Below are 25,737 nucleotides of genomic sequence, written 5' to 3' on the forward strand. Positions count from 1 at the left end.
TTCTTCTGATGACACAAAGCGAGCCGGTCCATTGGACCGGCTCGCTTTCGTCTTAGCGGATAGCTTTTGTTTGTTGGATGACTTTAATCATTTGGAGCGACTCGTCTTCTAGACCTTGGACCGGTAGACCGGCCTCGATGTTGGCCATAATATATTCGAGCGTCGATGTCGTGATGAGCTCTCCCGGAATAATGATTGGGATTCCTGGTGGATATACCATGATGAACTCGGCTGAGATGCGTCCGACGGCGTTCTCGAGTGGAATCGTCTCCGTTTCCTCGTAGAAGGCGTCACGCGGGCTGAGCGCGAGTGGCGGAATCTCAGGGAGCATGATCGACAATGAATCGTTTCCAGACTGGTCGTAGACCGATACGACGTCACGCATCCCGTCAATCAACGCTTGAATCGTCGACTCGTCGTCGGCGCTCGTCACGATGAACAAGACGTTCAACAGATCTGACATCTCGACTTCGATGCGGTGCGTCTCGCGCAAGTACTTCTCGACTTCAAAGCCGGTGATCCCGAGCTCGCGGACCGAGACGAGGATTTTCGTCTCGTCGAGCGCGTACGTCGACTCTGAATGAAGTTCGGCGTGACCGTAGACCGACAAGTGCGGCATGTTGTCGATGGCCGTACGAGCCGTACGTGCGAGCGTGAGGGCACGTTCGTTCATCGACTCTCCTTTCGTCGCCAATTGGCGACGGGCCGCATCGAGCGACGCGAGGAGAAGATAAGACGTCGATGTCGTCGTGATCATCGAGAGCATCGCGTGAATCCGTTCTGGTGAGACGAGTCCGCGGCGGACGTTCAAAATGGAACTCCCGGTCATCGAGCCGCCGAGTTTGTGCACACTCGTTGCCGCGACGTCCGCGCCGGCCTGCATCGCCGAGAGCGGGAGTTCGTCGTGGAACGGCAAGTGGACACCGTGTGCCTCATCGACGAGGACAGGTACGTCTTGGGCATGGGCGACGGCGACGATCCGTTCTAAATCACCAGCGATCCCGAAGTAAGTCGGGTTGATGACGAGGACGGCTTTCGTGTCAGGGTGCATCTCGAGGGCGCGTTCGACGGCACTTGCCGTGATTCCGTGGGCGATTCCGTATGTCTCATCATATTCAGGGTGAATGAAGACAGGGTGGGCCCCGGTCAAGACGAGCGCGGACATAACAGATTTATGGACGTTGCGCGGCACAATGATCTTCTCGTTCGGTCCGACGACGCCCATGATCATTGCCATGATGGCACTTGATGTCCCTTGAACTGAGAAGAACGTCTCGTCGGCACGGAACGCTTCGGCTGCGAGGCGCTCGGCCTCGGCAATCGCCGCTTTAGGATGATGAAGGTCATCGAGCGGGGCGATGTTGATCAGGTCGATCTTCAAAGCGTTCTCGCCGATGAAGTCGCGGAACTCAGGGTCCATTCCTTTCCCGCCTTTATGGCCTGGGATGTGGAATGCGATCGGATTCGTGTCCACGTGCGTGAGCAACGTGTCAAAGAGCGGTGTCTCGAGCTGTGTAGCACCTTTAAGTTTCAATAGTAAGTCCTCCTTGATAGCAGTGTGTATATGGGTTGTCGGTTTAGGTTCAATCTCATGTCATTTTAGACGTTTCGTTTTAAAAAACAATGCAACAAAAAAACTATAGTGATTTCTATCCCAACTTGCAATAGTTTTTTTTGTTGATACAATGGTTGTCGAGGTGAAGAATATGCAAATCAACTATCCGATTAATCCGGACTGGACGACTGATGAGCTCATAGAAGTCGTCGAGTTCTATAATCAAGTCGCCCTTGCCAATGAAGGCGGTGTCGACCGCGAAACGTTTTTGGATGCGTATCGGTCGTTCAAACAAATCGTGACATCGAAATCAGAAGAAAAACAACTGAGCGCCGTGCACGACGAACAGACCGGATACTCTACCTATCGTACGGTCCAAGCGGCCCTAAAATCAAATGCAAAGATTATAAAATTGTAACTGCTGGAAAGCATGGGAGAACAGAACAGTTTTCTCATGCTTTTTTGTTATTTGTCTTTTAAATAGGGTACATATTATTAACAGTTATTTCAGGTTTAGCGTCAGTTGAAATGGGAATATACTCACTAAGATAAAAAATTCAAAATAGTCAGACAATTATCTTTCCTTTTTGAATCTCATCTGATATACTCAATTCAACTCACTAAACCGTAACTTGTAGCCCAACTAAAGGAGTGTGGCATCTCATGAAACAAGTGATCGAGGCATTCAAAAGAAAAGACGCAGAAAAACGGATTCCGGTGCTGCGCTTAGAGATTGATTATGAATTGGCAACTCTCTTCGATGCGATGGCGTCACAAGACGATGCCACTGTCCAGGCTAGCAAGCATCGGTTAGAGAAATATCGCCAAGAACTTTTGCGTCTCGAAGCCTGACCCACAACCACTCATTCAACCAGTATTCCATGCGGATACTGGTTTTTGTTTGGTACAATACATAGTAGAGGTGATAAACATGTTGGAATGGTTCGCGATTGACTTGATTAAACAAGCAGGGGAATATATTCGGCAAAAAATCGATGAGAGCTATCGCATCGAACGAAAGACAGGTAAAGGGGATTTGGTCACAGAAATCGATCGAGCCGTCGAACAGTTGATTGTCGACCGTATCCGTGAAACGTACCCCGAGCATCACATTATCGGGGAAGAAGGGATCTCGACAGGGCCGGACGACTTGTCCGGAACGGTCTGGTTTGTCGATCCGATCGATGGGACGTTGAACTTCATCCATCAGAAGCGCATGTTCGCCATCTCAGTGGCCGTCATGATCGATGGGGTCGTCGAATACGGCTTCGTCTATGATGTGATGGCGGATGAGCTGTTCGTGGCGCGTCGCGGCGTTGGGACGACGCTGAACGGTCGTAAGCTTCCGGCCATCCAAGAACATCATGTCCGTGACGCCTTCCTGAGTATGAACGCGACTTGGGTCACGCCGAATCAGCAGATCGCTCCGGAAGTACTCGCTCCAATCGTGCGCGACTCGGTCGGCACGCGGGCCCATGGCGCCGCGTCGCTCGAACTCGCGTGGCTCGCCGCGGGTCGGGTCGACGGGTACATCACGATGCGGAATATGCCGTGGGATTATGCGGCTGGAAAACTGCTCGTCGAGGAAGTCGGAGGCAGAGTCGTCTCAATTTACGGGGAGCCGGTCCGTTATGACGGGAAGACGTCGGTCCTTGCCGGTAGCGAGACGTTCGTCAAAGATGTCGTCAAACACTATGTCATCGCCAAAGGGGCGGCGCCGGAAGTGAGACCTGATCTTCAGATTGAGATTAACGGCTCCTACGACCGTGTCCGGGACTTGCTCGTCTTGGCCAATCCGAACGAGGCGATGGTGCGTGAGCAGTATGAAGCGGGGGAGACATATGAAGCGACGCTCGGCGGAGAACGCGTCGGAGCGTACATGTTGGTGCGGCGCAGTGAAACGCTGCTCGAGCTCGTCAATATCGCCGTCAAGCCGGAGCGGCAAAACCAGACGATCGGACAACGGCTGCTCCAAGACGCAATTCGTCGGGCCGAGCAAAGCGGTGCGAAGCAGATGCTCGTCTGTACGGGCAACTCGAGCATCGTCCAGTTGCGATTTTATCAACAAGCTGGCTTCCGCTTCGACTCGGTCGAGCGCGACTACTTCCCGAGCCATGGTTATCCGCCAATCGAAGAGGACGGGCTCGCCTTGCGTGACCGTATCTGTCTGACACGCGACTTATAAGCGTGTCAGACAGAAGAACAAGCTCATAAACAAGGCCCGGGCGCTGCGCCCGGGCCTTCTGTTATGGACGTCGGTCAGAGAGGACGCGACGGCGTAAGTTGATACCGAAGAACGTGGCGATGCCGCTCAAGGCGAGACTGCCGATGATGATGGCGGCACTTCCTTCGGCCACCCCAATTCCGATGCCGACGAAACCGGCGACGACTGCGGTCGCGATTAAAACGAACATGAGTTGCATGGAGATTCCCCCTTTTTTCTCTAGTCTTCTTTATTGTAGTCAAAAATGATGCGTTTGGAAACGTTAACAGTTGATAACACTCGACAAAGGTGGTAGGACGTGTGCTATACTCTTAAAGTTGAATAAAAGATGAAACTTTTTTAAATAAGAGAGGACTAACTACATGAATGTAAGAACTAACCTTCGGAACGTAGCCATCATCGCCCACGTTGACCACGGTAAAACAACGCTTGTCGATGAATTATTGAAACAGTCTGGTACTTTCCGGACAAACGAAATGGTCGCAGAACGCGCCATGGACTCGAACGACATCGAACGTGAGCGCGGAATCACGATTCTCGCGAAAAACACGGCAATCGATTATAAAGATACACGCATCAACATCGTTGATACACCAGGTCACGCCGACTTCGGTGGTGAAGTTGAGCGGATCATGCGTATGGTTGACGGCGTTATCCTCGTCGTCGATGCACGTGAAGGCTGCATGCCACAAACGCGTTTCGTATTGAAGAAAGCACTCGACCAAGGTCTCCGTCCAATCGTTGTCGTTAACAAAATCGACAAGCCGATGGTACGCCCACTCGACGTTGTCGATGAAGTTGTCGATTTGTTGATCGACCTTGGAGCAGATGAAGATCAACTTGAATTCCCTGTCGTCTATACGTCTGCTGTCAGCGGTTCAAGTTCGTTCGATCCTGATCCAGAGAAGCAAGAAGATACAATCACGTACGTGCTCGACACGATTCTTGAGAACACACCGGCACCAATCGATAACTCGGATGAGCCGCTTCAGTTCCAAGTCACGATGCTCGACTATGACAACTACCTTGGCCGGATCGGTGTCGGTCGCGTCTTCCGTGGGAAAATCAAAGTTGGCGAGTCAGTCTCACTTTGCAAAACAGACGGATCAATCAAACAATTGCGCGTCACTAAATTGTTCGGTTACTTCGGCCTCAAACGTGTTGAAATCGAAGAAGCCAAAGCTGGTGACTTGATCGCCATCGCCGGGATGGAAGATATCAACGTCGGTGAGACGGTCACGCCAGTCGGTAAAGAAGAGCCACTTCCGCTCCTTCGCATCGATGAGCCAACACTTCAAATGCGTTTCATGACGAACAACTCTCCATTCGCAGGGCGCGAAGGCGATTTCGTGACGGCACGTAAAATCGAAGAGCGTTTGATGAAACAACTTGAGACGGACGTTTCACTCCGTGTCGAGAACACAGATTCTCCTGACCAATGGATCGTATCAGGACGTGGTGAGCTTCACCTCGGGATCTTGATCGAGAACATGCGTCGTGAGGGCTACGAACTTCAAGTTTCGAAACCACAAGTTATCATCCGTGAAGACGAAGATGGTACGAAGATCGAACCGTTCGAGCGCGTTATCGTTGACGTCCCAGAAGAGTACACGGGTTCAGTCATGGAATCAATCGGTCTCCGTAAAGGTGAACTTGCCAACATGAACACGAACGACAACGGTCAAACACGTATGGAATTCATCGTTCCTTCACGTGGCCTCATCGGATATCGTAACGAGTTCTTGTCAGCGACACGCGGATACGGAATCTTGAACCACACGTTCGAAGAGTACCGTCCGTTCATCTCTGCTGACATCGGCGGCCGCCGCAGCGGTGTCATGGTTTGTATCGAACCTGGTAAGTCGACGGCTTACTCGATCGGTGCCCTTGAAGACCGTGGAACGATCTTCATCGAGCCAGGTACAGATGTATACGAGGGCATGATCATCGGTGAATGTAACCGTGACGTCGACCTCGCCATCAACGCCGTCAAAGGGAAACAGTTGACGAACATGCGTGCTTCATCAAAAGACTCGACACAAGTCTTGAAACGTCCACGCGTCTTCTCACTCGAAGAGTCGCTCACGTTCTTGAACGATGACGAGTACTGTGAAATCACGCCGGAGTCGATCCGTCTCCGTAAAAAAGTCTTGAACAAGAACGAGCGCGAGAAAGCTGACAAGCGTCGTAAACTTGGTAAAGAATAAGTCGGAAAAAAGGGAGCGCCTAGGCGTTCCCTTTTGTTTTGGATAGTGTAGAATGGTTGTGTAGGAAATAAAGGGGGATTATCAGCTTGAAAGCTTCTCAAACGATGGACATCACACAAATCGATGTGCCGTGGATTGCCTCGCTACTTGGCGTCGGCAGTGACGCGAACGACTTCTCGGTCGGGTTCAACGCGTTAATCATCACGGTCATCTTATTGACAATACTCGTGTTTAAATTAGGTTTTGCGAAACAATTGACGTGGTGGAAGTCACTCGTCGTCTATATGTTGCTCGCACTCGGTGCAGGCACGATGGCGCTCGTCTTCTTCACATGGCCGATTCCAGAAGTTCTCCTTGTCATGGCTGTCGTCTTGGCAATCTACCGGGGTCGCCTCTGGTGGAACCGTCGACAAGGCATCGAATCACATTAAAAAATGGACGTAACGCCCTCGGGCGATACGTCCATTTTTGATTACCATCTCCGTTTTTGCCGGAACGATGGATATAGGTGGAATTGGCCGGTCGCGACACGTTCCGCGGTTCGCGCGGTGATGCGTTCTTGACACGTCTGGCACATGTACGTTTTAGCAGGTTTATTACGAAGTCGTTTCGCTTCGAACGACCACGAATCAATCGTATCGATTTTGTCACAAAGAGAGCACTTTACGCGCATGGTCTCACCTTCCTCTTCGTTGATTATAGCATGATTTCAGGAGAGAAAAGCAGGGAAAGAGGTTTGTAAGGGCGAATCCATTTCGTATACCCGTTCGGGAGGAGGGGAGTATATGGCGAGCAAAGCCGCGTTCGAACTCTCAAAGGCACAACAAGGTACGTTGAATGATATGCCATTGACATTTTTAATCACATTTGACGAACCGAAACGGTGGCCGATCACCCATGCCATCAGCTGGGTGCAAGCGCCGAACGAGAGGACGATTCGCTTGGCGTTGACGAAGAATTCGCATGTGATCACGTTGCTCTCGCAGGAAAAGACAGCGAGTCTCATCTTTATAGAAGGAGGCCTGGCTTACAGTGTGGCCTTGTCGCATGTGGCCGAGTTCGAGCCAAGCGTGAAGCCGGGATTGCACCTTCGCTTTTTTGAAGGGCACGTTGAAGAAGTCCGTAACGTCTCCTTTTACGGGGCGACATATGGACAACCGGACATCGTCAAGACGTACGATGTCGAAGCAGCAGAAAAGCTGGACCGTGAAGTCAAGGAGAGTTTGAATTCTTGATCACCATCCTATTTTCGAGGGGCGGCAAAGTCTATGAAAAAAACGTATGTGCTCGATACGAACGTACTCTTACACGATCCACTATCCTTGTTCCAATTCGATGAGCACGATGTCGTCATCCCCGCCATCGTATTAGAAGAGCTTGACGGCAAAAAACGCAATATGGACGAGGTCGGACGTAACGCCCGTGAGACGGCGCGTGTACTCGACCAACTCCGCACGACCGGGAAACTGCATGACGGGGTGCCGCTCGAGAATGGCGGTCACTTGTTCGTCGAGATCGGCCATGAACATACCGTCGATTTCCCGTTCGACGTCATGACGAACGATAACCGCATTTTGACCGTGGCACTCGGCCTGATGAAACAATACGAGCACGACCGGACCCGTAAAGTCGTCGTCGTCTCGAAAGATATACTTGTCCGCGTCAAGGCGGACGCGATCGGTATTGAAGCCGAAGACTATTTGACCGACCATATCGTCGATACGACGAACCTATATGCCGGCTACCGGGAGATCGAGGTCGATCAAGCCGTCATCGATGAATTTTACAAAGTCCGTCAGCTGCCGCTGTCTGCGTTGACGAAAAATCAACTGTACCCGAATTCATTCGTCGTTTTAAAAAGCAACGTCTCGAAAGCGAGCGCAGTCGCGGTCGTCGATGCGCTGCAACCGACCCTTCGTCCGCTCTCCCTAGACGTCGAACACGTCTGGGGCATCCATCCGCGCAACGTCCAGCAGCGGATGGCACTCGACTTGTTGCTTCGCGACGATATCCCGTTCGTGACGTTGCTCGGGAAAGCCGGAACCGGGAAGACACTTCTCGCGCTCGCGGCCGGGTTGTCGCTCGTGGAAGACGAGCGTCGTTTCAATAAGCTCGTCGTCGCCCGTCCGGTCGTCCCAATGGGGAACGATATCGGCTACTTGCCGGGGGAGATGGAAGAGAAGCTGCGGCCTTGGATGCAACCGATTTACGATAACTTAGAGTTTTTGTTTAATGCCAATTCGAAAGACGAGCTCGGGAACATCTTGGCCGGCATCAAATCGATTCAGCTCGAGGCGCTCACGTATATCCGTGGCCGCAGCATGCCGGACCAGTTCATCATCATCGATGAGGCCCAGAACTTGACGAAACACGAGATCAAGACGATTCTGACCCGCGTCGGGGAGAATTCGAAAATCGTCCTCGTCGGCGACCCGTATCAAATCGATCACCCATATTTGGATGAATATTCGAACGGTCTCACGTACGCCGTCGAACGGTTCAAAGGGCAAAACGTATTCGGCCACGTCCAACTCATCAAAGGGGAGCGCTCGTCGCTCGCCCGGTTGGCAGCCGATTTACTATAATGAAAAACGCCGAGCGGCTGCTCGGCGTTTATTTCGTATTCGGATGAAGTGCCACTTGCACGTTCGATTTTTCGAGCAAGGCGTTCGTCAACATAATCAAACCGGTCACGATGAAGAGGGCGGAGAACCCGAAATGCGCGACGACTTGAGACCCGAACAACGGTCCGAGCAGGTTACCCATGAACTGGGCCGACTGATTATAAGAGAAGATGCGCCCGGCCGCTCGGCTCGGCGTGTGTTGTCGCAAAAGCGACTGCACGGACGGCATGAGCGCCGCGGTGGCGAAACCGAGGCCGAATCGCAACACGACGAGTTGCGTCGTCGACGTCACGAACGCCTGTGGAATCAAGAAGGCACTATAGACGATGAGCGCCCAAAACAAGATGCGTTCAGCCCCGTACCGGTCCGATAGCCGCCCGAGCCGCTGTGCGGAAATGAGCGCGGCCACGCCCGGTGCCGAGGCGACGATGCCTGCGATAAAGGCGAGCGATGTCGTATACGGGTTCAATTCCCGGACATACAGTGTCAGTAACGGACCGACCGACTGCGTCGAGAAAGTGATTAAAAAAGTCGTTAAAAAGAGACTTAAGATCAGTTGCGGATGGCGGAGCGAGGCAATGATCGATTTGGTCGAGTCTAGCCGTTCGCGCGCCACCGGGACGAAGTCCTCTTTGACGAACACGAGTGTGATGATGAACGTGATAAATAGAGCACTGCCGGTCAAGAGAAAAACGGGTCGAAGCCCAATCCAGTCGGCGAGGAGTCCTCCAATCAATGGACCGAGGAGTCCGCCGGTGATGCCACCGGTCGACAAGGTACCGAGCGCCCAGCCACTTTTCTCTTTTGGGGTTTGTGAAGCGACGAGAGTGATCCCCGCCGAGATGAATCCGGAGACGGCACCCATGAGGAGCCGAAGTCCGACGAGTTGATACACGTCTTGGACGAAACTGATGAGCGTCATCACGACAGCCATGCCGAGACTTGCCCGAATGAGCATCAGCTTGCGGCCTTTTTGGTCGGCGAGCCTTCCCCAGAGCGGGGAGACGATGGCGGCCACGAGGAACGTGGCCCCGAAAGCGACGGCTGACCAGGTGACGACGTGATCGGGATTCGTGACCCCGAGCTCTTCGATAAATAAGGGGAGGAACGGTAAGACGAGGCTCATCGAGGCCGCCGTCAAAAAGCTACCGATCCAAACGATGATTAAGTTTTTCTTCCATAAAGGATACGTAAGCGTCACGACCTTTCAAACATGAAGTTTTTCCATAACCTATATGTTACACTTTGTGAAGTAAAAAGTCCAAAAAAATGAGAAGGCGCTATGGCCTTCTCGATCAAGCTTCTGTTCGCACTGCGATATGGTGGACGCCGCGCAAAACTTGCTGATGATGCAAGACGTATACCGGGCCGTCCGTGAGCACTTTCCCGTCCTTCGAGAACTGTAGATAGACGGTGCGCGCCTCATCGATTGGTAGCGTGAGCACCGATTCCCCATAAAAGCGGACGTGTGTCGCCGTAGCGATTGGTTCAGCGTTTTGCAGGAACGGAGCGAACGGCATCGCGAACGAGTCGCGAAGCGCCGCGTCTTTATCGGCCCGAGTCATCGGTTTATTGTGGTCGACACGTGTCCCTTGTGTCAAGCCGTCGTCCCATGCCTTCCCCATCTTGGCATAATACGCTTCATTATCATTCTCAACCGCGCGGTCGAGTTCCTCGATGTTCCGCTTGCGGTCGTCGAAAATCCATACGGTCGGGTCGATCGTCAACGCGTGACGAACCGCTCCGTCTAGTGGAAAAATCATTGATACGCCCCCTTTATTCACGATACACTGTACATTATACAGCTCTTCCGGGGAAAAAGGGAAACTGCGAGAAACTCGTAGTGAATCCAGACTGTTCATTGAATTATGATGAAATATAATGTACAGTTGAGTTATGACAAACAGTCTGTCATTGTACGGAGGAGGGGTCGTAGTGGCGACAAATTTGGCTGCAGTCCAACGGGAGCAAGCGCTTCAACTATTAGAGGCAGACGCTGAAAAAATCCGTTGTTTGATTGAAGTGCAGTTAGAAAACCTAAAAATGCCGAAGTGCCCGCTTTATGAAGAGGTGCTTGATACACATATGTTCGGTCTATCACGCCAAATTGATTTTGCGGTCCGTCTTGGACTCATTTCAGACATTGAAGGTAAAGGACTGCTCGATTCATTGGAACAAAAGCTGTCCGCCCTCGCGGAAGCTTCAGATTTATGAACCTTATACTCAAACTGTGCAAGCGGCGCTGTTTGAGTATTTTTTTATAATGGGTCAAGGATTGTTGTACATAAGGAAGTGAAAACATGAAAACTCGGTTTCGGTACTTTGATTTCTCACTGTTCATTGCGGTGCTCATGCTTGTCGGAATCAGCTCGATCATGATTTACAGTGCGAGCGTATGGAATCGCGGGGATTACGCGAACAGCGGTTTGTTCTATCGGCAACTCTTCTACGCCGGACTCGGGATTGTCGTCTACTTGATTGCGACGATGTTCCGCTATGAGAACTTTAGAAAACCAAATATTTTGTACGGTCTCTACCTCGTGTCGGTCGTCCTCTTGTTCGTCACGTGGGCGATGCCACCACTCAACGGGGCGCGGGCGTGGCTCATCATCGGCGGATTCACGGTGCAACCGGTCGAGATTGCCAAGTTCGTGTTGATTTTATTGCTCGCGAACTATTATCACCAACTGTGGAACAATGAACTGAAAGGGTTGCCGGGACGACTCGGGCGAGCTGCGATCACGAAAAAAAGATTACGGGCCCAAGCCGGTGCCTTCTTCGTGATTCCCGTCATCTATTTCTTTCTCCCGTATGCGATCGCCATCAACGGGCAACCGGATATGGGAGGGCTGTTCGTCCTTGGCGCCATCATGTTCCTCATGTGGCTCGCCGTTGGGGCGCCGCTCCGAATCATCATCCCATCGGTGATCGCTGGGATCGGGGCCGTCTATTTGATGTTCACGACAATCTTCTCGGAAAACCAGCGCAGTCGGATTGAGGTCGTCTTCAATCCGTTCATGGATCCTGAAGGCTATGGCCATCAATTGCTCATGTCGATCATCTCGATTGTACATGGTGGGTTGACCGGTGTCGGTCTCGGCAACAGTTATCAGAAGTATGGGTATCTGCCCGAACCGGAGACGGACTACATCATGTCCATCATCGCGGAAGAGCTCGGTTTTGTCGGTGTCGTCGTCGTCCTTGTCTTGCTCTTTTTCATCGCGTTCCGCGCCGTCAATATCGCTAACCATAGCGATAGTCACTTCGCGATGTTCGTCTCATTCGGCATCGCTGCCCAAATCATGGTCCAAACCGGGATCAATATCGGGGCGATGTCGGGCTGGTTCCCGGGGACGGGGGTCACGCTTCCGCTCGTCAGTTACGGCGGGACGTCACTCATTATGACGATGGGCATTCTCGGAGTGCTCAGTAGCATCTCGATGCGAAACCGGCACCGGGAAGCGACAAGACGGGCTGAGATTCGTGAGAAGTCAGCCGAAAACGTGCAAGGTTCATCGTTACATGTTGTCAGGTAAGAAGGTTCGAACTACTTAAATGGGGGGATTTATGTTGAAACCAATTAGCAAATTACTTGTAGCCAACCGTGGAGAGATCGCCATTCGGGTATTTAGGGCAGCCACCGAACTAGGAATGCGCACAGTCGCCGTCTATTCACAAGAAGACAGCGGCTCGTTACACCGCTTTAAAGCGGACGAGGCATATTTGATCGGTCTCGATAAAAAGCCGATCGACGCCTATCTCGATATCGAGGACGTGATTCGAATCGCGAAACAGTCGGGGGCTGACGCGATTCACCCAGGATACGGTTTCTTATCTGAGAACATCGAGCTCGCACGTCGTTGCCGCGAAGAAGGTATCATCTTCGTCGGTCCGAATGAATCGCATCTTCATGCGTTCGGGGATAAAGTTCGGGCCCGTCAAAGTGCGATCGCGGCCGGACTCCCGGTCATTCCAGGTTCAAACGGACCGCTCACATCATACGAAGACGCGCTCGAGTTTGCGAACGAGCACGGGTTCCCACTCATGGTCAAAGCGGCGATGGGCGGAGGCGGCCGCGGGATGCGTGTCATCCGTACGGAAGCCGAGATGAAAGATTTGATTGAACGTGCCAAGTCAGAGGCGAAGCAAGCGTTCGGTTCAGACGAAGTGTACATAGAAAAATTAGTGGAGCGTCCGAAACACATCGAGGTTCAGATTCTCGGGGACGATCACGGTAACATCATTCATTTGTTCGAACGTGACTGTTCGGTCCAACGTCGACATCAAAAAGTCGTCGAGGTCGCACCGTGTGTGACGTTGTCTGAGGAATCGCGCCAAGCGATTTGTGACGCGGCGGTTAAGCTCATGCGTCACGTCGGCTACATCAACGCCGGGACGGTCGAGTTCCTCGTCACGGAAGACGAGTCGTTCTACTTCATCGAGGTCAACCCGCGCATCCAAGTCGAGCACACGATCACAGAGATGGTGACCGGCTTCGATATCGTGCAGACCCAGCTCATGATCGCGCAAGGCGAGTCGCTCCACGGCGACGTCATCCATATGCCGAAACAAGAAGACATCAAATTGCTCGGTTACGCGATCCAGTCACGTGTCACGTCAGAAGACCCGGGCAACAACTTTATGCCGGACACGGGCAAAATTATGGCGTACCGCTCTCCGGGCGGCTTCGGGGTCCGACTCGACGGCGGGAACGCTTACGTCGGAGCCGAGATCTCGCCGTATTATGACTCGCTTCTCGTGAAGCTGTCGACACACGGCATGACGTTCGAACAGGCGGCTTCGAAAATGGTCCGTAACTTGAACGAGTTCCGGATTCGCGGCATCAAGACGAACATTCCGTTCTTGATTAACGTGATGAAGCACCAGAACTTCATCAGCGGTGACTACAACACGTCGTTCATCGACGAGACGCCAGAATTGTTCGTCTTCCCGAAACGGAAAGACCGCGGAACGAAGTTGCTCAACTATATCGGCGACGTCACCGTGAATGGATTCCCGGGTGTCGGATTGAAAGATAAGCCGATTAGCCGCTCGGTCCGGATTCCGCAAGACCTTCCGGCTGAAGCCAAACCAGGTACGAAACAGATTTTGACGGAGCTCGGTCCGGACGGCCTTGCCGATTGGATCAAACGTCAACCTGAACTGTTGTTGACGGATACGACGATGCGAGACGCGCACCAGTCGCTTCTTGCGACGCGGATGCGGACACAAGACATCGTCAATATCGCCGAACCGACGAGTAAACTCATGCCAGAGTTATTCTCGGTCGAGGCATGGGGCGGGGCCACGTTCGACGTCGCCTATCGTTTCCTCTCGGAAGACCCATGGGTTCGCCTCATGCGGCTCCGCGAGAAAATGCCGAACGTCTTGATTCAAATGTTGCTTCGCGGCGCCAACGCGGTCGGGTATAAAAACTATGCCGACAACGTCATCGAACAGTTCGTCCATGAGGCGGCCTATGCGGGTGTCGACGTGTTCCGGATCTTCGACAGCTTGAACAACCTCGAGTCGATTCAACTTGCGATCGACGCGACGTTACCGACAGGAAAAGTCGCGGAAGCGGCCGTTTGTTATACAGGCGACCTGTACGATGGCAACCGTCCGAAGTACCACTTGCCGTACTATGTCGATTTGGCGAAGAAACTCGAAGCGAGCGGGGCTCATATTCTTGCGATTAAAGACATGGCCGGTCTGCTCAAGCCAGAGTCGGCGTACGCGCTCGTCTCAGCCTTGAAAGATGCCGTCGACTTGCCGATCCACTTGCACACGCATGACGCTTCCGGCAACGGAATCTTCACGTATGCCCGGGCGACGGATGCGGGCGTCGACATCGTCGACGTGGCCGCGAGCTCGATGTCAGGCATGACGTCACAACCTTCAGGCGGCAGCTTGATTTATGCGCTCGACCATCACACGCGTCAACCAAAAATCGATGCGAAACAGTACGAGGTCATCAGCGACTACTGGCAGGACGTGCGTCATAACTATGAGCCGTTCGAAAGCGACATGCGCGCTCCGCATCCGTCCGTGTATGAGCATGAGATGCCAGGCGGTCAGTATTCAAACTTGCAACAACAAGCGAAAGCGGTCGGTTTAGGCGACCGTTGGAGTGAAGTGAAAGCGATGTACGCCCGCGTCAACATGTTGTTCGGCGATATCGTCAAAGTGACGCCATCGTCAAAAGTTGTCGGGGACATGGCACTGTTCATGGTCCAACATAACTTGAACGAACAAGATGTGGTCGAGCGGGGTCACCAACTCGACTTCCCAGACTCGGTCGTCGAAATGATGCGCGGTGAGCTCGGAACGCCTCCAGGCGGATTCCCGACAGACGTGCAACAAGCCATCTTGAAAGGCGAAAAACCGCTCGACGTACGTCCGGGTAAACTGATCGAACCGTATGATTTCAAGGCGGCGCAGACGAAGTTGTTCGAGAAGCTCGAGCGCCCGGTGACGGACTTCGAACTGCTCTCGAACGCGTTGTATCCGAAAGTGTTCGAGGATTACGTCACCCATTCGACGACGTATGGCGATGTATCCGTCCTCGACACGTTAACGTTCTTCTACGGCTTGAACGTCGGAGAGACGATTCAAGTCGAGATCGAGACTGGGAAGACGCTCATCATCAAACTCGTTCAAATCAGTGCGGCGAACGAGGACGGTATCCGTATTGTCTCGTATGAGATGAACGGGGTACCGCGTGAAATCGAAATCAAAGACGTGAACGTGAAGTCGGCGACGACGAGCCGACCGAAAGTTGATCGGACGAACCCGAAACAAGTTGGTGCTTCGATGCCGGGATCGGTGTTGAAAGTGCTCGTCGAACCTGGTAGCCGTGTCCATCGCGGGGAACAGCTCCTCGTCACGGAAGCGATGAAGATGGAGACGACGGTCCAAGCCGCTCAAGACGGTGAAGTCAAAGCGGTCCATATTAAAGAAGGCGACACAATCCAAAGTGACGACTTATTGATTGAGTTTGTATAATTGAAAGAAGCATAGCGCGGCTATGCTTCTTTTTTAGATAGGAGTGGGAGAGATGAGACGAGTCTGTTGGTTTCGATCGGATTTTCGATTGACTGATAATCATATGTTACACCGGGTATTGAAAGACGCTGCTTCAGGCGATGAATTGGAGTTCGTCTTTTGGCTCAATCCGAACTATTGCGAGCCGTTCGAGACGCGGCACGATTACTTTTTCGCGACGATGCGACAATTTATGGGTGAGCTCAAGGAGAACGGCCTCGGCCTGCGTGTCATCGTCGCCGACACGGCCGAAGCGTTCGTCGAAGCGCTCGGTCAGTTTGACACGCTGTACTTCAACGCCGAGTATGTTGAACCGTTCAAGCAGCGCGACGATGCCGTCATCGAGGCGCTCGGGCAAGACGTCAAAGTCATCCGTCTGCTCGATCGGCATTTGTTTGCCCCGAACGCGTTCACGAAAAAAGACGGCGACCCGTACAAAGTGTATACGCCGTTCAAAAAGGCGGCCTACGCCGAAACGCCGCCCGCACCGTATGATGTCGATGTGACAGCGCTGAAGCAACTCGTCGCGACCGAACATGTCGTGCCTGCTGAGTTACGGCGTCAGTTCGACCGGTGCGAGCGTTCGTGGAAAGCGCTCGGAGAAGCGGCCGCGAAACGACGCTTGCATGACTTTGTCGCCAACCGGATCGACGCCTACGATGAGGACCGCGATATCCCGGCGATCGCCGGCACGAGCCGGCTCTCTCCATATCTACGGACCGGGGTGTTGTCGATCCGCACCGTGGCGGAAGCGGTGCTGTCGGCGCCGAAATCGAGCGGACGCGACACGTATTACGATGAGCTGTTATGGCGCGAATTTTATTATATGATCATGGTTCAATTCCCGGGACTGAAAGACCGTCCGTTCAACGACAAGTATAAGCGCCTCGACTGGGAAGACGATGCCGAGAACTTTCAGGCGTGGTGTGATGGGAAGACGGGTTACCCGATCGTCGACGCGGCGATGCGGCAACTGAACGAGACAGGTTGGATGCACAACCGGCTTCGGATGATCGTTGCCTCGTTCTTATCGAAACATTTACTGATCGACTGGCGAAAAGGGGAACGCTATTTCGAACAAAAACTGATCGACTACGAGGCGGCCTCGAATATTGGCGGCTGGCAATGGGCCGCCTCGGTCGGGACGGATGCGGTTCCGTACTTCCGCATCTTCAATCCGACGACGCAATCCGAGAAGTTTGATACCGAAGGGACGTTCATTCGGAAGTATGTGCCTGAACTCGCCGACCTCGACAAAAAGTCGATTCACTTTCCCGACCTCAGCGAGCGGGACGGATACATCGACCCAATCGTCGACCATAAGGAAGCGCGGGCCCGAGCGCTCGAACGGTTCAAGGATGCACAGTAAATAGGCATAGAAAAAAGGAGCGATGAACGTCGCTCCTTTTCGTATGTTCGATTAAACTGATTTTTGTCGAGCGGACGCGGTCGTCTGCTTCTGACTCCGATACGCATGATATGCCAAGTACGAGACAATCCCGAAATAGCAGGTAATCAAGAACGCATGGAGGAGCGGCACGTATGTGGCATGTCCCCCAAGGACAATCCACGCCCCCGTGCCGACTTGGAGCAAGATGAAGAACAAGGACGCCCACATCCCGGTCTCGACGAGTCGATTCGTCTCCCGTCGCGCCAAGTACAACACGTACAGCGTATAGAAGACGAGCAATCCCGCCATGATCCGGTGTCCCATTTGGACGTACGACTCGAACGTCCAGACGTCTTGGCTACATACCGGCCAGCCCACGCACGCATACGTCGCGCCGAGGTGACGGACATAAGCACCCGTGTAGACGACGACCATCGTATAGATCGTCAAGCCGTAAAGGTGAATCTTCAATCGTTCGGAGACGGCCCGATGTACGCGTTCTCCTTCGAACAAGAGAATCGTCAAAATGAGAAGCGACGCGAACGAGACGAGCGAGATGCCGAAGTGGAGCGCGAGAATCGCGTCCGACTGTTGCCAGATGACCGCACCGGCGCCGATGATGGACTGGATGAGCATAAAGATGAACGCGAGGAACGCGAACACTTTGACGTCATAGCGGTTCTTGACGACCGCGAACGTCCAAACCGTCAATGCGATGATGAGGAGTCCTTCGATGCCGGAGACGACACGGTGACTGTACTCGATCATCGTCTCGACGCTCGGATTCGTCGGAATCAGTTTCCCGTGGCAGAGCGGCCAGTCTGTACCGCACCCGTCGCCGGAGTCGGTTTTCGTCACGGTTCCACCCATGATGAGAACGAGCATCATCCCGAGCGTGACGAGTGCTGAAAATAGTGCGAGTTTTTTATGCATTCGTTTCCACCTGCTTTTGAGAAAAATCACTAGAATTGTGCCTTGTCAGTTTATATTTTTTTCGCCATACTTATTATACGGCTTTACGTCGTAAAAACGAAACGGAAAAGCTTGCAATCGCTATCAAAATCGTTATTCTAGTATTAGCGTAGCGTTTTTACTGTGACAATTATCACACGTCTGTCACAAAAAACTAGCTATTTTACAAGCATAAACGACGTATTCTTTTTGAAAATATGGTATCTTTGTTATGAGTTAGGTGAACTTTGTTCATATTGTGTTTTTTCTGTGAAAAGAATACGATGATTTCGTGATTAGTAGGGGGGTCAGTATGACAAAAGTCAACCCAGGGACAATGGCAGAAGTAGAATATACAGAATCCGCCTCGTTCCGCGACTATGTTGCTCTGGCAAAAATGGGAATCGTCCGCGCCAATCTATTGTTGGTGTTCGCCGGTTTCTTTGTAGCAGCAACATATCAGAGTGATACGCCAGTACTTTATTTGTTTGAAGTTTGGCCACAACTCTTATTAACGATGTTAGGAAGCGCGCTCGTCATCTCCGGGAGTTGTTACCTAAACAACTTCGTGGACCGTGATATCGATTACTTGATGGGACGTACAGACAACCGACCAAGTGTCACCGGGAAAATTTCGGGAGAACGGATTTTGCTCCTTGGATTAACGCAACTCGCGATCGGGACATTGCTCTTATTGATCGTGTCGTATGTGGCAGCAGTCTTCGGTTTAATCGGGGCATTTTTTTATGTCGTCATTTATACGATGTGGCTTAAACGAACGCACACGTTGAACACGGTCGTCGGCAGCATCTCCGGAGCGGTACCGCCGCTCATCGGTTGGGCAGCCATCGATCCCGCGCTTCATATCGATGCGTGGCTCATGTTCCTCGTCATGTTCTTGTGGCAACCGCCACACTTCCTCGCGCTCGCCATGCGGCGTGTCGAGGAGTATCGAGCGGCCGGCATTCCGATGCTACCGGTCGTCAACGGCTTTGCGATCACCAAGCGCCAAATCATTTGGTGGATCGCGACACTCATTCCAGCGTCGCTCTTGTTCTTGCATTACGGTTTGATCTACGTGATCGTCGCGGCCGGTCTTGGGGGCTACTGGTTATATCTCGGCTTGAAAGGTTTCAAGGCCGAAGATGAGATCAAGTGGGCAAACAAAATGTTCTTTTATTCATTGATTTATTTAGTCGTGTGGATTGTCACGCTGGTATTGACGGCACTTTGATAGTCGCACTCACTATATAGAAACCATTGCACATCATTTTGGGAGAAAGTGGGGATTGTTATGAAATCATTTAAGAAGCTTCTGTTTGGCATCGTCCCGATGATGATGTTCGCACTACTGTTATCAGGGTGCGGCGTAGAGGGATTGTCTGCATTGAAGCCGATGGGAGAAGGAGCTGAGATTCAGCTTCGCATTATTCTCATCAGTTTGGCAATCATGCTCTTTGTACTTGTCATCGTAACGATTATTTACGTGTACGTGCTCATGAAATTCCGTCGGAAAGATGAATCGATTCCAAAGCAAGTCGAAGGAAGCAGCACGCTTGAGATGATTTGGACAGTCGTTCCAATCATTTTATTGATCATTCTCGCTGTTCCGACGATCACGACGACAGTCGAGCTCGCGAAAGCGAAAGAAGCGAAAAAAGAAGAAGAAATCAATGTCACGGCCAACCTTTACTGGTGGGAATTTGAATATCCGAACGCAGGCGTGGTCACGGGTCAAGAACTCGTCATCCCAGTCGGTAAGCGTGTCGGCATCAACTTGACATCGAAAGACGTCATTCACTCGTTCTGGGTACCGGCCTTGTCAGGTAAGACGGATACGAACCCAGGCCTTGATAACGAAATGTGGTTGCATGCAAATGAACCAGGTACGTTCTACGGGAAATGTGCCGAGCTTTGCGGACCTTCACACGCACTCATGGACTTCAAAGTCATCGCACTCGAGCAAGAAGAGTACGATCAATGGCTCGAAGACATGAAAGCACAGCAGGACGCAAACACAGAAAACCTCGTTGCAGATAACCAAAACTTGACGACAGGCGAAGCCGTGTACGTCGAGAGCTGCTTGAGCTGTCACGGTGGCGGGAAAGTCGCGCCGAGCTTGACGAACTTTGGTGATCGCGAATGGTTGGCGGGCTACCTCGAAAACAACGAAGAGAAGTTGAAAGAATGGATTCGCGACCCACAAGAATTGAAACAAGGCGCGCTCATGCCTGGCTTCGGTGAAGGCCAAATCAGTGATGAAGAGTTAGATGCACTCGTTGACTTCTTGTACGATCAGAAGATTGACTAACGGGAAAAGGGGGATTTCACGTGGCACAGACCACTGCTATGCAGCAACCGCGTAAATACAATGGCATCATGGATTGGGTTACGACGGTTGACCACAAAAAAATCGGTATTTTGTATTTGTTCTCAGGAATCTTCTTCCTCCTTCTCGGTGGAATTGAAGCTTTACTTATTCGTTGGCAACTCGTTCGTCCAATGAACGACTTCGTCAGCGGCGAAACGTTCAACCAATTGATCACGATGCACGGGACGACGATGATCTTCCTAGCGGCCATGCCGATGCTATTCGGATTTATGAACGCCGTCGTACCGCTACAAATCGGGGCACGCGACGTCGCGTTCCCGTTCATTAACTCACTTGGTTTCTGGTTGTTCTTCTTCGGTGGTGTCATGCTGAACCTTAGCTGGTTCTTCGGCGCTGCACCGAACGCAGGGTGGACGGCGTACGCGCCGCTCTCGACACAACCTGAAGCATCAGGGGTCGACTTCTATGCCCTAGGTCTTCAAATCTCAGGTTTCGGTTCACTCATGGCCGGGATTAACTTCCTCGTCACGATTTTGAACATGCGTGCACCAGGCATGAAACTCATGCGGATGCCGCTCTTCACGTGGACGACGTTCGTCGCTTCGGCGTTGATCGTCTTCGCGTTCCCGCCGCTCACAGTCGGCTTGTTCATGTTGATGTTCGAGCGCTTGTTCGGTGCCGTCTACTTTGATCCGGCAGCCGGCGGTAACGTCGTCATCTGGGAACACCTTTTCTGGATCTTCGGACACCCGGAAGTATACATTTTGATACTCCCTGCGTTCGGTATTTTCTCGGAAATCATTCCGACATTCGCTCGTAAACGTCTGTTCGGTTACACAACGATGGTCTTCGCAACGATGCTCATCGGTTTCCTCGGATTCATGGTTTGGGTCCACCACATGTTCACGGTCGGTCTCGGACCGGTCGCCAACTCGATCTTCGCTGTCGCGACAATGGCCATCGCCGTTCCGACAGGGGTCAAGATCTTCAACTGGTTGTTCACGCTATGGGGCGGACAAATCAAGTTCAACGTCGCGATGCTCTACTCGGTCGCATTCATTCCATCGTTCCTCGTCGGGGGGATGACAGGGGTCATGCTTTCGGTCGCACCGGCCGACTATCAGTATCACGATAGTTACTTTGTTGTCGCTCACTTCCACTACGTTATCGTAGGTGGGGTTGTCTATGGTCTATTCGCAGGACTTTACTACTGGTTCCCGCTCATGTTCGGCAAAGCGCTCTCTGAGAAGCTTGGCTACTGGCAGTTCTGGTTGTTCTTCATCGGGTTCCACTTGACGTTCTTCCCGCAACACTTCCTCGGATTGTTCGGGATGCCACGCCGCGTCTTCACATACCTTCCTAACCAAGGGTTTGAGACGATGAACTTACTGTCGACGATCGGTGCCTTCTTCATGGGTGTATCGACAATCATCTTGCTCGTCGCTGTTGTCAAGGCATTCTTGTCGAAACAACGCGTCAAGCCAGACCACTGGGAAGATGGACGTACACTTGAGTGGACGCTTCCTGTACCGACACCAGAGTACAACTTTGCACAAACACCGCTTGTCAAAGGTCTCGATACGTTCTGGCTCGAGAAAATGGCGGGCAACAAACGGGTCTCTGTTGCTGAACCAGTAGCAGACATCCACATGCCGAACAACTCGTTGATTCCATTCTTCATGTCACTCGGTCTTTTCATCGCCGGACTTGGAGCGATCTTCCAAATGGATAACGCGGTTGTCGGTTGGTCACTCATCGTGATCGGATTACTCATCACATTCGTGTCGATGTTCCTCCGTTCATGGATCGACGACCATGGCTTCTATATTCCAAAATCACAGATTGAAGCGGATTTGAAAGCGATTCGTGAGAAAGGAGACCAATAAATGGCACATGCAGTCGAAAAACACCCGGTGACCGGTATTCCGGCCAATCCAGAGAAAGCCACGCTGGAAGGGAAAAATAAATATGTGGCCTTCTGGTTCTTCCTCGGTGGAGAGACTGTTCTCTTCGCCTCGCTATTCGGAACGTACGTCGGTCTACTGAACTCTGGTGCGCCAGAGGAACTTCGTTCGTACAATATCTTTGAGATGGGGCTCGTCTTCTTGATGACGATGCTCCTCCTCACAAGTTCGCTCACAAGTGTTCTCGCCATGATGAACATGAAAGCGAACAATCCAGGCCGCATGAAGTTTTGGTTGGTCGTCACGCTTCTCCTCGGGGCTGGATTCCTTGGAGCAGAGATTTATGAGTTCATCCACTACTACCACATCGGTCACACGTTCACATCGAGCGCGTTCGGATCTGCGTTCTATACGCTCGTCGGATTCCACGGTGCGCACGTCACGTTCGGTCTCCTTTGGATCACGACGCTGTTGATTCGCAACTGGAACCGTCCAATCGATGTGTACAACGCACCGAAGTTCTACGTGTCGAGCCTGTACTGGCACTTCATCGACGTCGTATGGGTTTTCATCTTCTCAATCGTCTACCTCTTAGGGATGGTGAGCTAATATGGAAAAACAACCAATGAACGAAACGCACAAACAGTTAGAGCTTGAAGTAAAAGCCGAATCAAGACGCGAGTATCAACTTCAGTTGATTAGCTTCGCGATGATGATTTTGCTCACATTCGTCGCGTTCGGTGCCGTATACGCTGAACTCATGCCGGTGTGGGCGGCAGGTGGCTTCTTGATCATCCTCGCCATCATCCAAGTGTTCTTGCAGCTTTATATCTTCATGCATATGAACAACCGTGGCAACACGTGGATCGTCGGAATGATGTGGCTCGGCATCTTTGTCGCCATCATCACGGTCGCGGCCCTTCGCTTGCTCATTTGGTAAATGTGACAAAGGATTGAACATCTGTGGAAACATAGATGATTCAGTCCTTTTTGCTTTACTTCAAAAATAAAGGAATAGTAATCTTGAAGTGAACGGTTTCATCGGTTTGGGAGAGAAAGAAAAGGGGTGAAGGGATGCTCTGGAATACATCAGAGCTACTCAAACAGTTCGATTGGACGACGCTTTGGAGTCCATGGTTCGGATTGTTGATGGTAGGGTTGTACGTCCTCTATGCGGTCGTCACAGAGAGCATGGCGAAGCGAGGGTACGAGTCGACCACGTTGCTACAAAAGTTCAGCATGTTATCCGCTATTTTATTGTATTACATCGGTTTCGGTAGCCCGGTCGATGTGCTCGCGCATATCATCTTCTCGGTTCATATGTTACAGATGGTGCTCGTCTACGTGCTCGCACCGGCGCTCGTCGTGTACGGGATGCCATATTGGGTGTTTGAAAAATTATTTAGCTATAAGGTGATTGGGCCGACGCTCAAATTTATGACAAAACCTTTGATCGCACTCGTTTTGTTCAATGCATTATTCACGTTCTACCATATGCCATTCATTTTTGACTACGTGTTGACGAACTATGGTGTGCACCGCATCTTCCACGGCGCTCTCCTCGTCTTCAGTTTGACGATGTGGTATCCGGTCATTGCACCATTCCTCTCGGAAGAAGAGGAAGGCATGTCTGATTTGAAGCGGATGGTATACATCATCGCGAACGGGGTGTTGTTGACACCGGCGTGTGCGTTCATCATCTTCAGCCAAGGCATCTTGTATGACGCCTATACAGACGCAGAAACGTTTGCGACCGTGCTCGGCTACTGTATGCCGAACGGGGACGTATCCGGCCTTGATTTGAACGCGCTCATGGGCGCGACGAACAGCGCCCTTGAAGACCAACGCTTCGGTGGGGTATTGATGAAGCTCGGTCAAGAAGTTGTCTACGGTTTCTTCTTCGGCTGGACGTTCTTCGGCTGGGTGCGCCGGACAAAATCGCTTGCGCTCGATGAAGGCATGTCGTTCACACCGCAAGAACCAAAAGAGAAAAAATGAACTAAGTCAAAGGGGAAACTACGATGAACTATCTTGCCTTGATCAGTGTGACATTCATTGTCATCAGTGCTATTTTAGTCGCAATCGGCTGGACGATCATCGCGCGTGATCGTCGCAACGTCGACAAACATAAAAAAGTCATGACGGCTGCCGCGATTGCCGCGACAACATTCTTCATTCTTTACGTTTCGCGTACGATTTTTGTCGGCAATACCGCTTTCGGCGGACCTGATTCAGTGAAGCCATACTATTTGGCGTTCATGATCTTCCATATCTTACTCGCGACGACAGGCGGAGTCCTCGGCTTGATCACGCTTTACCTCGGCTATAAAAACAAAGTCGAGAAACACCGGAAAATCGGACCGAAAGCTTCGGTCGTCTGGTTCTTCACGGCGATCACAGGGGTGACGGTATACGTCCTCCTCTACGTCGCCTATGACCCAGGTGAGACGACGAACGTCTTCCGTGCCATTATCGGTGGGTGAATCGAGAGAGGGGGAAGAGGATGAAACGGAATAGCTATATGACGGTCGGTTTGACGGTCGCCATTTTGGTGGCAATCGGCGTGGCCTCGTACTTCTTATTCTTTAAAGAAGAGGACTTGCCCGTCATCCAAGAGCCGACCCCGTTCACGTTGACGAACGCGCTCGACGGTCAGTCGTACAATTCGGACAACGGTAAAGTTAAAATCGTCACGTTCTTTTACACGAACTGCCCGGACATCTGTCCGCTCACGTTGCGCGACTTCATGAAGCTCGAGCAAGAGCTGAAAGCGAACGATCTATACGGGACGGACGTTGAGCTCGTCGCCATCACGGTCGACCCGGAAGTCGATACGGTCCCCGTCTTAGAGAACTACGGGGCGGCGTTCCAAGCCGAACCGACGGGCTGGAAGATGTTGACCGGAGACAAGGCCGATATCGACCGTATCACGCGTCAGCTTCAGTTCTACTATTCGAAAGCGAACAGTGGCCTCGTCACGCATGCGACGACGATGTATATCATCGATCGCAAGCATGACGTGCGCGCGGTCGCCCAAATGGCGACGGCAGGAGAAAAACCTGTCGACATCGAAACCATTATGGAGGACGTGTTAGTACTCGCGGCAGAAAAGGAGTGAAGAAGATGAATGATACGATGGCTGTCATCGGAAATGATTATTCCTATGGAGATGTGACGATTGCCGAACGGGCGATCGAGGACTTGATCGCTTGCAGCGCGATCGAATTCGGATTGCGTGAAGTGAAAGTCGTGTCTCTGTCGAAAGAGCAATACGATTATCAAATCATCGCACCCGTCTCGCTCGTCGAGGCTGAACGCTTGTATCGGTATGTGCGTGATCAGTTCGACTTGTTGCTCGGACAGGTCGATGTGACGCTTAATGTGATCGCTAAATGAGAGAAGGGAGGACCCGCTGAGGGCCTCCCTTTTTCTATGGAAGAAGATGTCGTCTTTGTTTATTTTTCCTAAAAGTGAACTCGGGTATCTGGTATGATGGAATGAGTAGT

General features: G+C 51.9%; 26 protein-coding genes. 20 read left to right on the forward strand and 6 right to left on the reverse strand.

Annotated features, from left to right (window positions below; all coding sequences use genetic code 11):
- Positions 1–52 precede the first annotated feature (52 nt).
- Complete coding sequence (locus KNP64_RS01555) at positions 53–1,534, reverse strand: aminotransferase class I/II-fold pyridoxal phosphate-dependent enzyme (RefSeq protein WP_214791569.1); 1,482 nt, start codon at positions 1,532–1,534, stop codon at positions 53–55.
- 172 nt (positions 1,535–1,706) lie between these two features.
- Here KNP64_RS01555 and KNP64_RS01560 point away from each other — a divergent pair, with 172 nt between their 5' ends.
- The 3 genes from KNP64_RS01560 to KNP64_RS01570 all read left to right on the forward strand — a co-directional run bounded on the left by KNP64_RS01560 (position 1,707) and on the right by KNP64_RS01570 (position 3,740).
- Complete coding sequence (locus tag KNP64_RS01560; RefSeq protein ID WP_034777021.1) at positions 1,707–1,973, forward strand: UPF0223 family protein; 267 nt, start codon at positions 1,707–1,709, stop codon at positions 1,971–1,973.
- Between the two features lie 245 nt (positions 1,974–2,218).
- On the forward strand, positions 2,219–2,407 hold the full coding sequence (locus KNP64_RS01565; RefSeq protein WP_015881266.1) for a hypothetical protein: 189 nt from the start codon (positions 2,219–2,221) through the stop codon (positions 2,405–2,407).
- Positions 2,408–2,486: 79 nt separating this feature from the next.
- Complete coding sequence (locus KNP64_RS01570; RefSeq protein WP_214763852.1) at positions 2,487–3,740, forward strand: inositol monophosphatase family protein; 1,254 nt, start codon at positions 2,487–2,489, stop codon at positions 3,738–3,740.
- 61 nt (positions 3,741–3,801) lie between these two features.
- Here KNP64_RS01570 and KNP64_RS01575 read toward each other — a convergent pair whose 3' ends face one another.
- Positions 3,802–3,978, reverse strand: a complete 177-nt coding sequence (locus tag KNP64_RS01575; RefSeq protein ID WP_034777025.1) for a hypothetical protein — start codon at positions 3,976–3,978, stop codon at positions 3,802–3,804.
- A 163-nt stretch (positions 3,979–4,141) separates the two neighbouring features.
- Here KNP64_RS01575 and typA point away from each other — a divergent pair, with 163 nt between their 5' ends.
- Together typA and KNP64_RS01585 are read left to right on the forward strand one after the other, a co-directional pair.
- Positions 4,142–5,986, forward strand: coding sequence for a translational GTPase TypA (gene typA, locus KNP64_RS01580; protein ID WP_214710549.1), 1,845 nt, complete (start codon positions 4,142–4,144; stop codon positions 5,984–5,986).
- 86 nt (positions 5,987–6,072) lie between these two features.
- Complete coding sequence (locus tag KNP64_RS01585; RefSeq protein ID WP_235045181.1) at positions 6,073–6,417, forward strand: YlaH-like family protein; 345 nt, start codon at positions 6,073–6,075, stop codon at positions 6,415–6,417.
- Positions 6,418–6,458: 41 nt separating this feature from the next.
- On the opposite strand, the gene KNP64_RS01590 is transcribed toward KNP64_RS01585, so the two are convergent.
- Positions 6,459–6,659, reverse strand: coding sequence for a YlaI family protein (locus tag KNP64_RS01590; protein WP_128122984.1), 201 nt, complete (start codon positions 6,657–6,659; stop codon positions 6,459–6,461).
- A 112-nt stretch (positions 6,660–6,771) separates the two neighbouring features.
- On the opposite strand from KNP64_RS01590, the gene KNP64_RS01595 reads away from it, so the two are divergent.
- Both KNP64_RS01595 and KNP64_RS01600 read left to right on the forward strand, forming a co-directional pair.
- On the forward strand, positions 6,772–7,221 hold the full coding sequence (locus KNP64_RS01595; protein WP_214763853.1) for a PNPOx family protein: 450 nt from the start codon (positions 6,772–6,774) through the stop codon (positions 7,219–7,221).
- A gap of 33 nt (positions 7,222–7,254) precedes the next feature.
- Positions 7,255–8,571, forward strand: a complete 1,317-nt coding sequence (locus tag KNP64_RS01600) for a PhoH family protein (RefSeq protein WP_214791567.1) — start codon at positions 7,255–7,257, stop codon at positions 8,569–8,571.
- A gap of 28 nt (positions 8,572–8,599) precedes the next feature.
- Here the strand turns inward: KNP64_RS01600 and KNP64_RS01605 are convergent, their stop codons facing one another.
- Entirely contained in the window at positions 8,600–9,811 is a 1,212-nt protein-coding gene (locus tag KNP64_RS01605; RefSeq protein WP_034777035.1) for a multidrug efflux MFS transporter, read from the reverse strand.
- Between the two features lie 94 nt (positions 9,812–9,905).
- Positions 9,906–10,373, reverse strand: a complete 468-nt coding sequence (locus KNP64_RS01610; RefSeq protein WP_214763856.1) for a hypothetical protein — start codon at positions 10,371–10,373, stop codon at positions 9,906–9,908.
- 172 nt (positions 10,374–10,545) lie between these two features.
- On the opposite strand from KNP64_RS01610, the gene KNP64_RS01615 reads away from it, so the two are divergent.
- The 4 genes from KNP64_RS01615 (at position 10,546) to KNP64_RS01630 (ending at position 17,023) form a co-directional block, all read left to right on the forward strand.
- Positions 10,546–10,824 (forward strand): Fpa/YlaN family protein, encoded by a 279-nt coding sequence (locus KNP64_RS01615; RefSeq protein ID WP_021067011.1) that lies wholly within the window; start codon positions 10,546–10,548, stop codon positions 10,822–10,824.
- Between the two features lie 86 nt (positions 10,825–10,910).
- A complete protein-coding gene (locus KNP64_RS01620) occupies positions 10,911–12,146 on the forward strand; it encodes an FtsW/RodA/SpoVE family cell cycle protein (RefSeq protein ID WP_214710553.1) in 1,236 nt (411 codons plus the stop codon).
- Between the two features lie 31 nt (positions 12,147–12,177).
- Positions 12,178–15,615 (forward strand): pyruvate carboxylase, encoded by a 3,438-nt coding sequence (locus KNP64_RS01625; RefSeq protein ID WP_128122988.1) that lies wholly within the window; start codon positions 12,178–12,180, stop codon positions 15,613–15,615.
- 52 nt (positions 15,616–15,667) lie between these two features.
- On the forward strand, positions 15,668–17,023 hold the full coding sequence (locus tag KNP64_RS01630) for a cryptochrome/photolyase family protein (protein ID WP_214791565.1): 1,356 nt from the start codon (positions 15,668–15,670) through the stop codon (positions 17,021–17,023).
- Positions 17,024–17,074: 51 nt separating this feature from the next.
- Here the strand turns inward: KNP64_RS01630 and KNP64_RS01635 are convergent, their stop codons facing one another.
- Positions 17,075–17,977, reverse strand: coding sequence for a COX15/CtaA family protein (locus KNP64_RS01635; RefSeq protein ID WP_128122990.1), 903 nt, complete (start codon positions 17,975–17,977; stop codon positions 17,075–17,077).
- 331 nt (positions 17,978–18,308) lie between these two features.
- On the opposite strand from KNP64_RS01635, the gene cyoE reads away from it, so the two are divergent.
- The 9 genes from cyoE (at position 18,309) to KNP64_RS01680 (ending at position 25,627) form a co-directional block, all read left to right on the forward strand.
- Positions 18,309–19,229: a heme o synthase gene (gene cyoE, locus KNP64_RS01640; RefSeq protein ID WP_034777042.1), complete on the forward strand. Its 921-nt coding sequence runs from the start codon at positions 18,309–18,311 to the stop codon at positions 19,227–19,229.
- A 60-nt stretch (positions 19,230–19,289) separates the two neighbouring features.
- Complete coding sequence (gene coxB, locus KNP64_RS01645; RefSeq protein WP_214791563.1) at positions 19,290–20,306, forward strand: cytochrome c oxidase subunit II; 1,017 nt, start codon at positions 19,290–19,292, stop codon at positions 20,304–20,306.
- Between the two features lie 38 nt (positions 20,307–20,344).
- On the forward strand, positions 20,345–22,213 hold the full coding sequence (ctaD, locus tag KNP64_RS01650; protein WP_034777043.1) for a cytochrome c oxidase subunit I: 1,869 nt from the start codon (positions 20,345–20,347) through the stop codon (positions 22,211–22,213).
- Positions 22,214–22,840, forward strand: a complete 627-nt coding sequence (locus KNP64_RS01655) for a cytochrome (ubi)quinol oxidase subunit III (protein WP_034777044.1) — start codon at positions 22,214–22,216, stop codon at positions 22,838–22,840.
- A gap of 1 nt (position 22,841) precedes the next feature.
- Entirely contained in the window at positions 22,842–23,171 is a 330-nt protein-coding gene (locus KNP64_RS01660) for a cytochrome C oxidase subunit IV family protein (protein ID WP_034777045.1), read from the forward strand.
- Between the two features lie 134 nt (positions 23,172–23,305).
- Entirely contained in the window at positions 23,306–24,229 is a 924-nt protein-coding gene (locus tag KNP64_RS01665; RefSeq protein ID WP_214710555.1) for a cytochrome c oxidase assembly protein, read from the forward strand.
- Between the two features lie 23 nt (positions 24,230–24,252).
- Positions 24,253–24,714 carry a DUF420 domain-containing protein gene (locus KNP64_RS01670; protein WP_034777049.1) on the forward strand — a complete coding sequence of 154 codons (462 nt, stop codon included), beginning with the start codon at positions 24,253–24,255 and terminating at the stop codon, positions 24,712–24,714.
- Positions 24,715–24,734: 20 nt separating this feature from the next.
- Positions 24,735–25,349 (forward strand): SCO family protein, encoded by a 615-nt coding sequence (locus KNP64_RS01675; protein WP_034777051.1) that lies wholly within the window; start codon positions 24,735–24,737, stop codon positions 25,347–25,349.
- A 5-nt stretch (positions 25,350–25,354) separates the two neighbouring features.
- A complete protein-coding gene (locus KNP64_RS01680; RefSeq protein WP_214763857.1) occupies positions 25,355–25,627 on the forward strand; it encodes a hypothetical protein in 273 nt (90 codons plus the stop codon).
- The last annotated feature ends 110 nt before the right edge of the window (positions 25,628–25,737 follow it).

It is taken from the genome of Exiguobacterium sp. s64, from assembly GCF_018618035.1.
Lineage (GTDB): Bacteria > Bacillota > Bacilli > Exiguobacteriales > Exiguobacteriaceae > Exiguobacterium > Exiguobacterium mexicanum_A.

Bases quoted from the DNA above. Each gene is read 5' to 3' on its own strand.
- KNP64_RS01630 (WP_214791565.1), top strand. From the start codon at position 15,668: ATGAGACGAGTCTGTTGGTTTCGATCGGATTTTCGATTGACTGATAAT.
- KNP64_RS01675 (WP_034777051.1), top strand. From the start codon at position 24,735: ATGAAACGGAATAGCTATATGACGGTCGGTTTGACGGTCGCCATTTTG.
- KNP64_RS01655 (WP_034777044.1), top strand. From the start codon at position 22,214: ATGGCACATGCAGTCGAAAAACACCCGGTGACCGGTATTCCGGCCAAT.
- ctaD (WP_034777043.1), top strand. From the start codon at position 20,345: ATGCAGCAACCGCGTAAATACAATGGCATCATGGATTGGGTTACGACG.
- coxB (WP_214791563.1), top strand. From the start codon at position 19,290: ATGAAATCATTTAAGAAGCTTCTGTTTGGCATCGTCCCGATGATGATG.
- KNP64_RS01670 (WP_034777049.1), top strand. From the start codon at position 24,253: ATGAACTATCTTGCCTTGATCAGTGTGACATTCATTGTCATCAGTGCT.
- KNP64_RS01625 (WP_128122988.1), top strand. From the start codon at position 12,178: ATGTTGAAACCAATTAGCAAATTACTTGTAGCCAACCGTGGAGAGATC.
- KNP64_RS01560 (WP_034777021.1), top strand. From the start codon at position 1,707: ATGCAAATCAACTATCCGATTAATCCGGACTGGACGACTGATGAGCTC.
- KNP64_RS01660 (WP_034777045.1), top strand. From the start codon at position 22,842: ATGGAAAAACAACCAATGAACGAAACGCACAAACAGTTAGAGCTTGAA.
- KNP64_RS01575 (WP_034777025.1), bottom strand. From the start codon at position 3,978: ATGCAACTCATGTTCGTTTTAATCGCGACCGCAGTCGTCGCCGGTTTC.
- KNP64_RS01620 (WP_214710553.1), top strand. From the start codon at position 10,911: ATGAAAACTCGGTTTCGGTACTTTGATTTCTCACTGTTCATTGCGGTG.
- KNP64_RS01570 (WP_214763852.1), top strand. From the start codon at position 2,487: ATGTTGGAATGGTTCGCGATTGACTTGATTAAACAAGCAGGGGAATAT.
- KNP64_RS01665 (WP_214710555.1), top strand. From the start codon at position 23,306: ATGCTCTGGAATACATCAGAGCTACTCAAACAGTTCGATTGGACGACG.
- KNP64_RS01635 (WP_128122990.1), bottom strand. From the start codon at position 17,977: ATGCATAAAAAACTCGCACTATTTTCAGCACTCGTCACGCTCGGGATG.
- KNP64_RS01565 (WP_015881266.1), top strand. From the start codon at position 2,219: ATGAAACAAGTGATCGAGGCATTCAAAAGAAAAGACGCAGAAAAACGG.
- KNP64_RS01610 (WP_214763856.1), bottom strand. From the start codon at position 10,373: ATGATTTTTCCACTAGACGGAGCGGTTCGTCACGCGTTGACGATCGAC.
- KNP64_RS01600 (WP_214791567.1), top strand. From the start codon at position 7,255: ATGAAAAAAACGTATGTGCTCGATACGAACGTACTCTTACACGATCCA.
- cyoE (WP_034777042.1), top strand. From the start codon at position 18,309: ATGACAAAAGTCAACCCAGGGACAATGGCAGAAGTAGAATATACAGAA.
- KNP64_RS01680 (WP_214763857.1), top strand. From the start codon at position 25,355: ATGAATGATACGATGGCTGTCATCGGAAATGATTATTCCTATGGAGAT.
- typA (WP_214710549.1), top strand. From the start codon at position 4,142: ATGAATGTAAGAACTAACCTTCGGAACGTAGCCATCATCGCCCACGTT.
- KNP64_RS01595 (WP_214763853.1), top strand. From the start codon at position 6,772: ATGGCGAGCAAAGCCGCGTTCGAACTCTCAAAGGCACAACAAGGTACG.
- KNP64_RS01590 (WP_128122984.1), bottom strand. From the start codon at position 6,659: ATGCGCGTAAAGTGCTCTCTTTGTGACAAAATCGATACGATTGATTCG.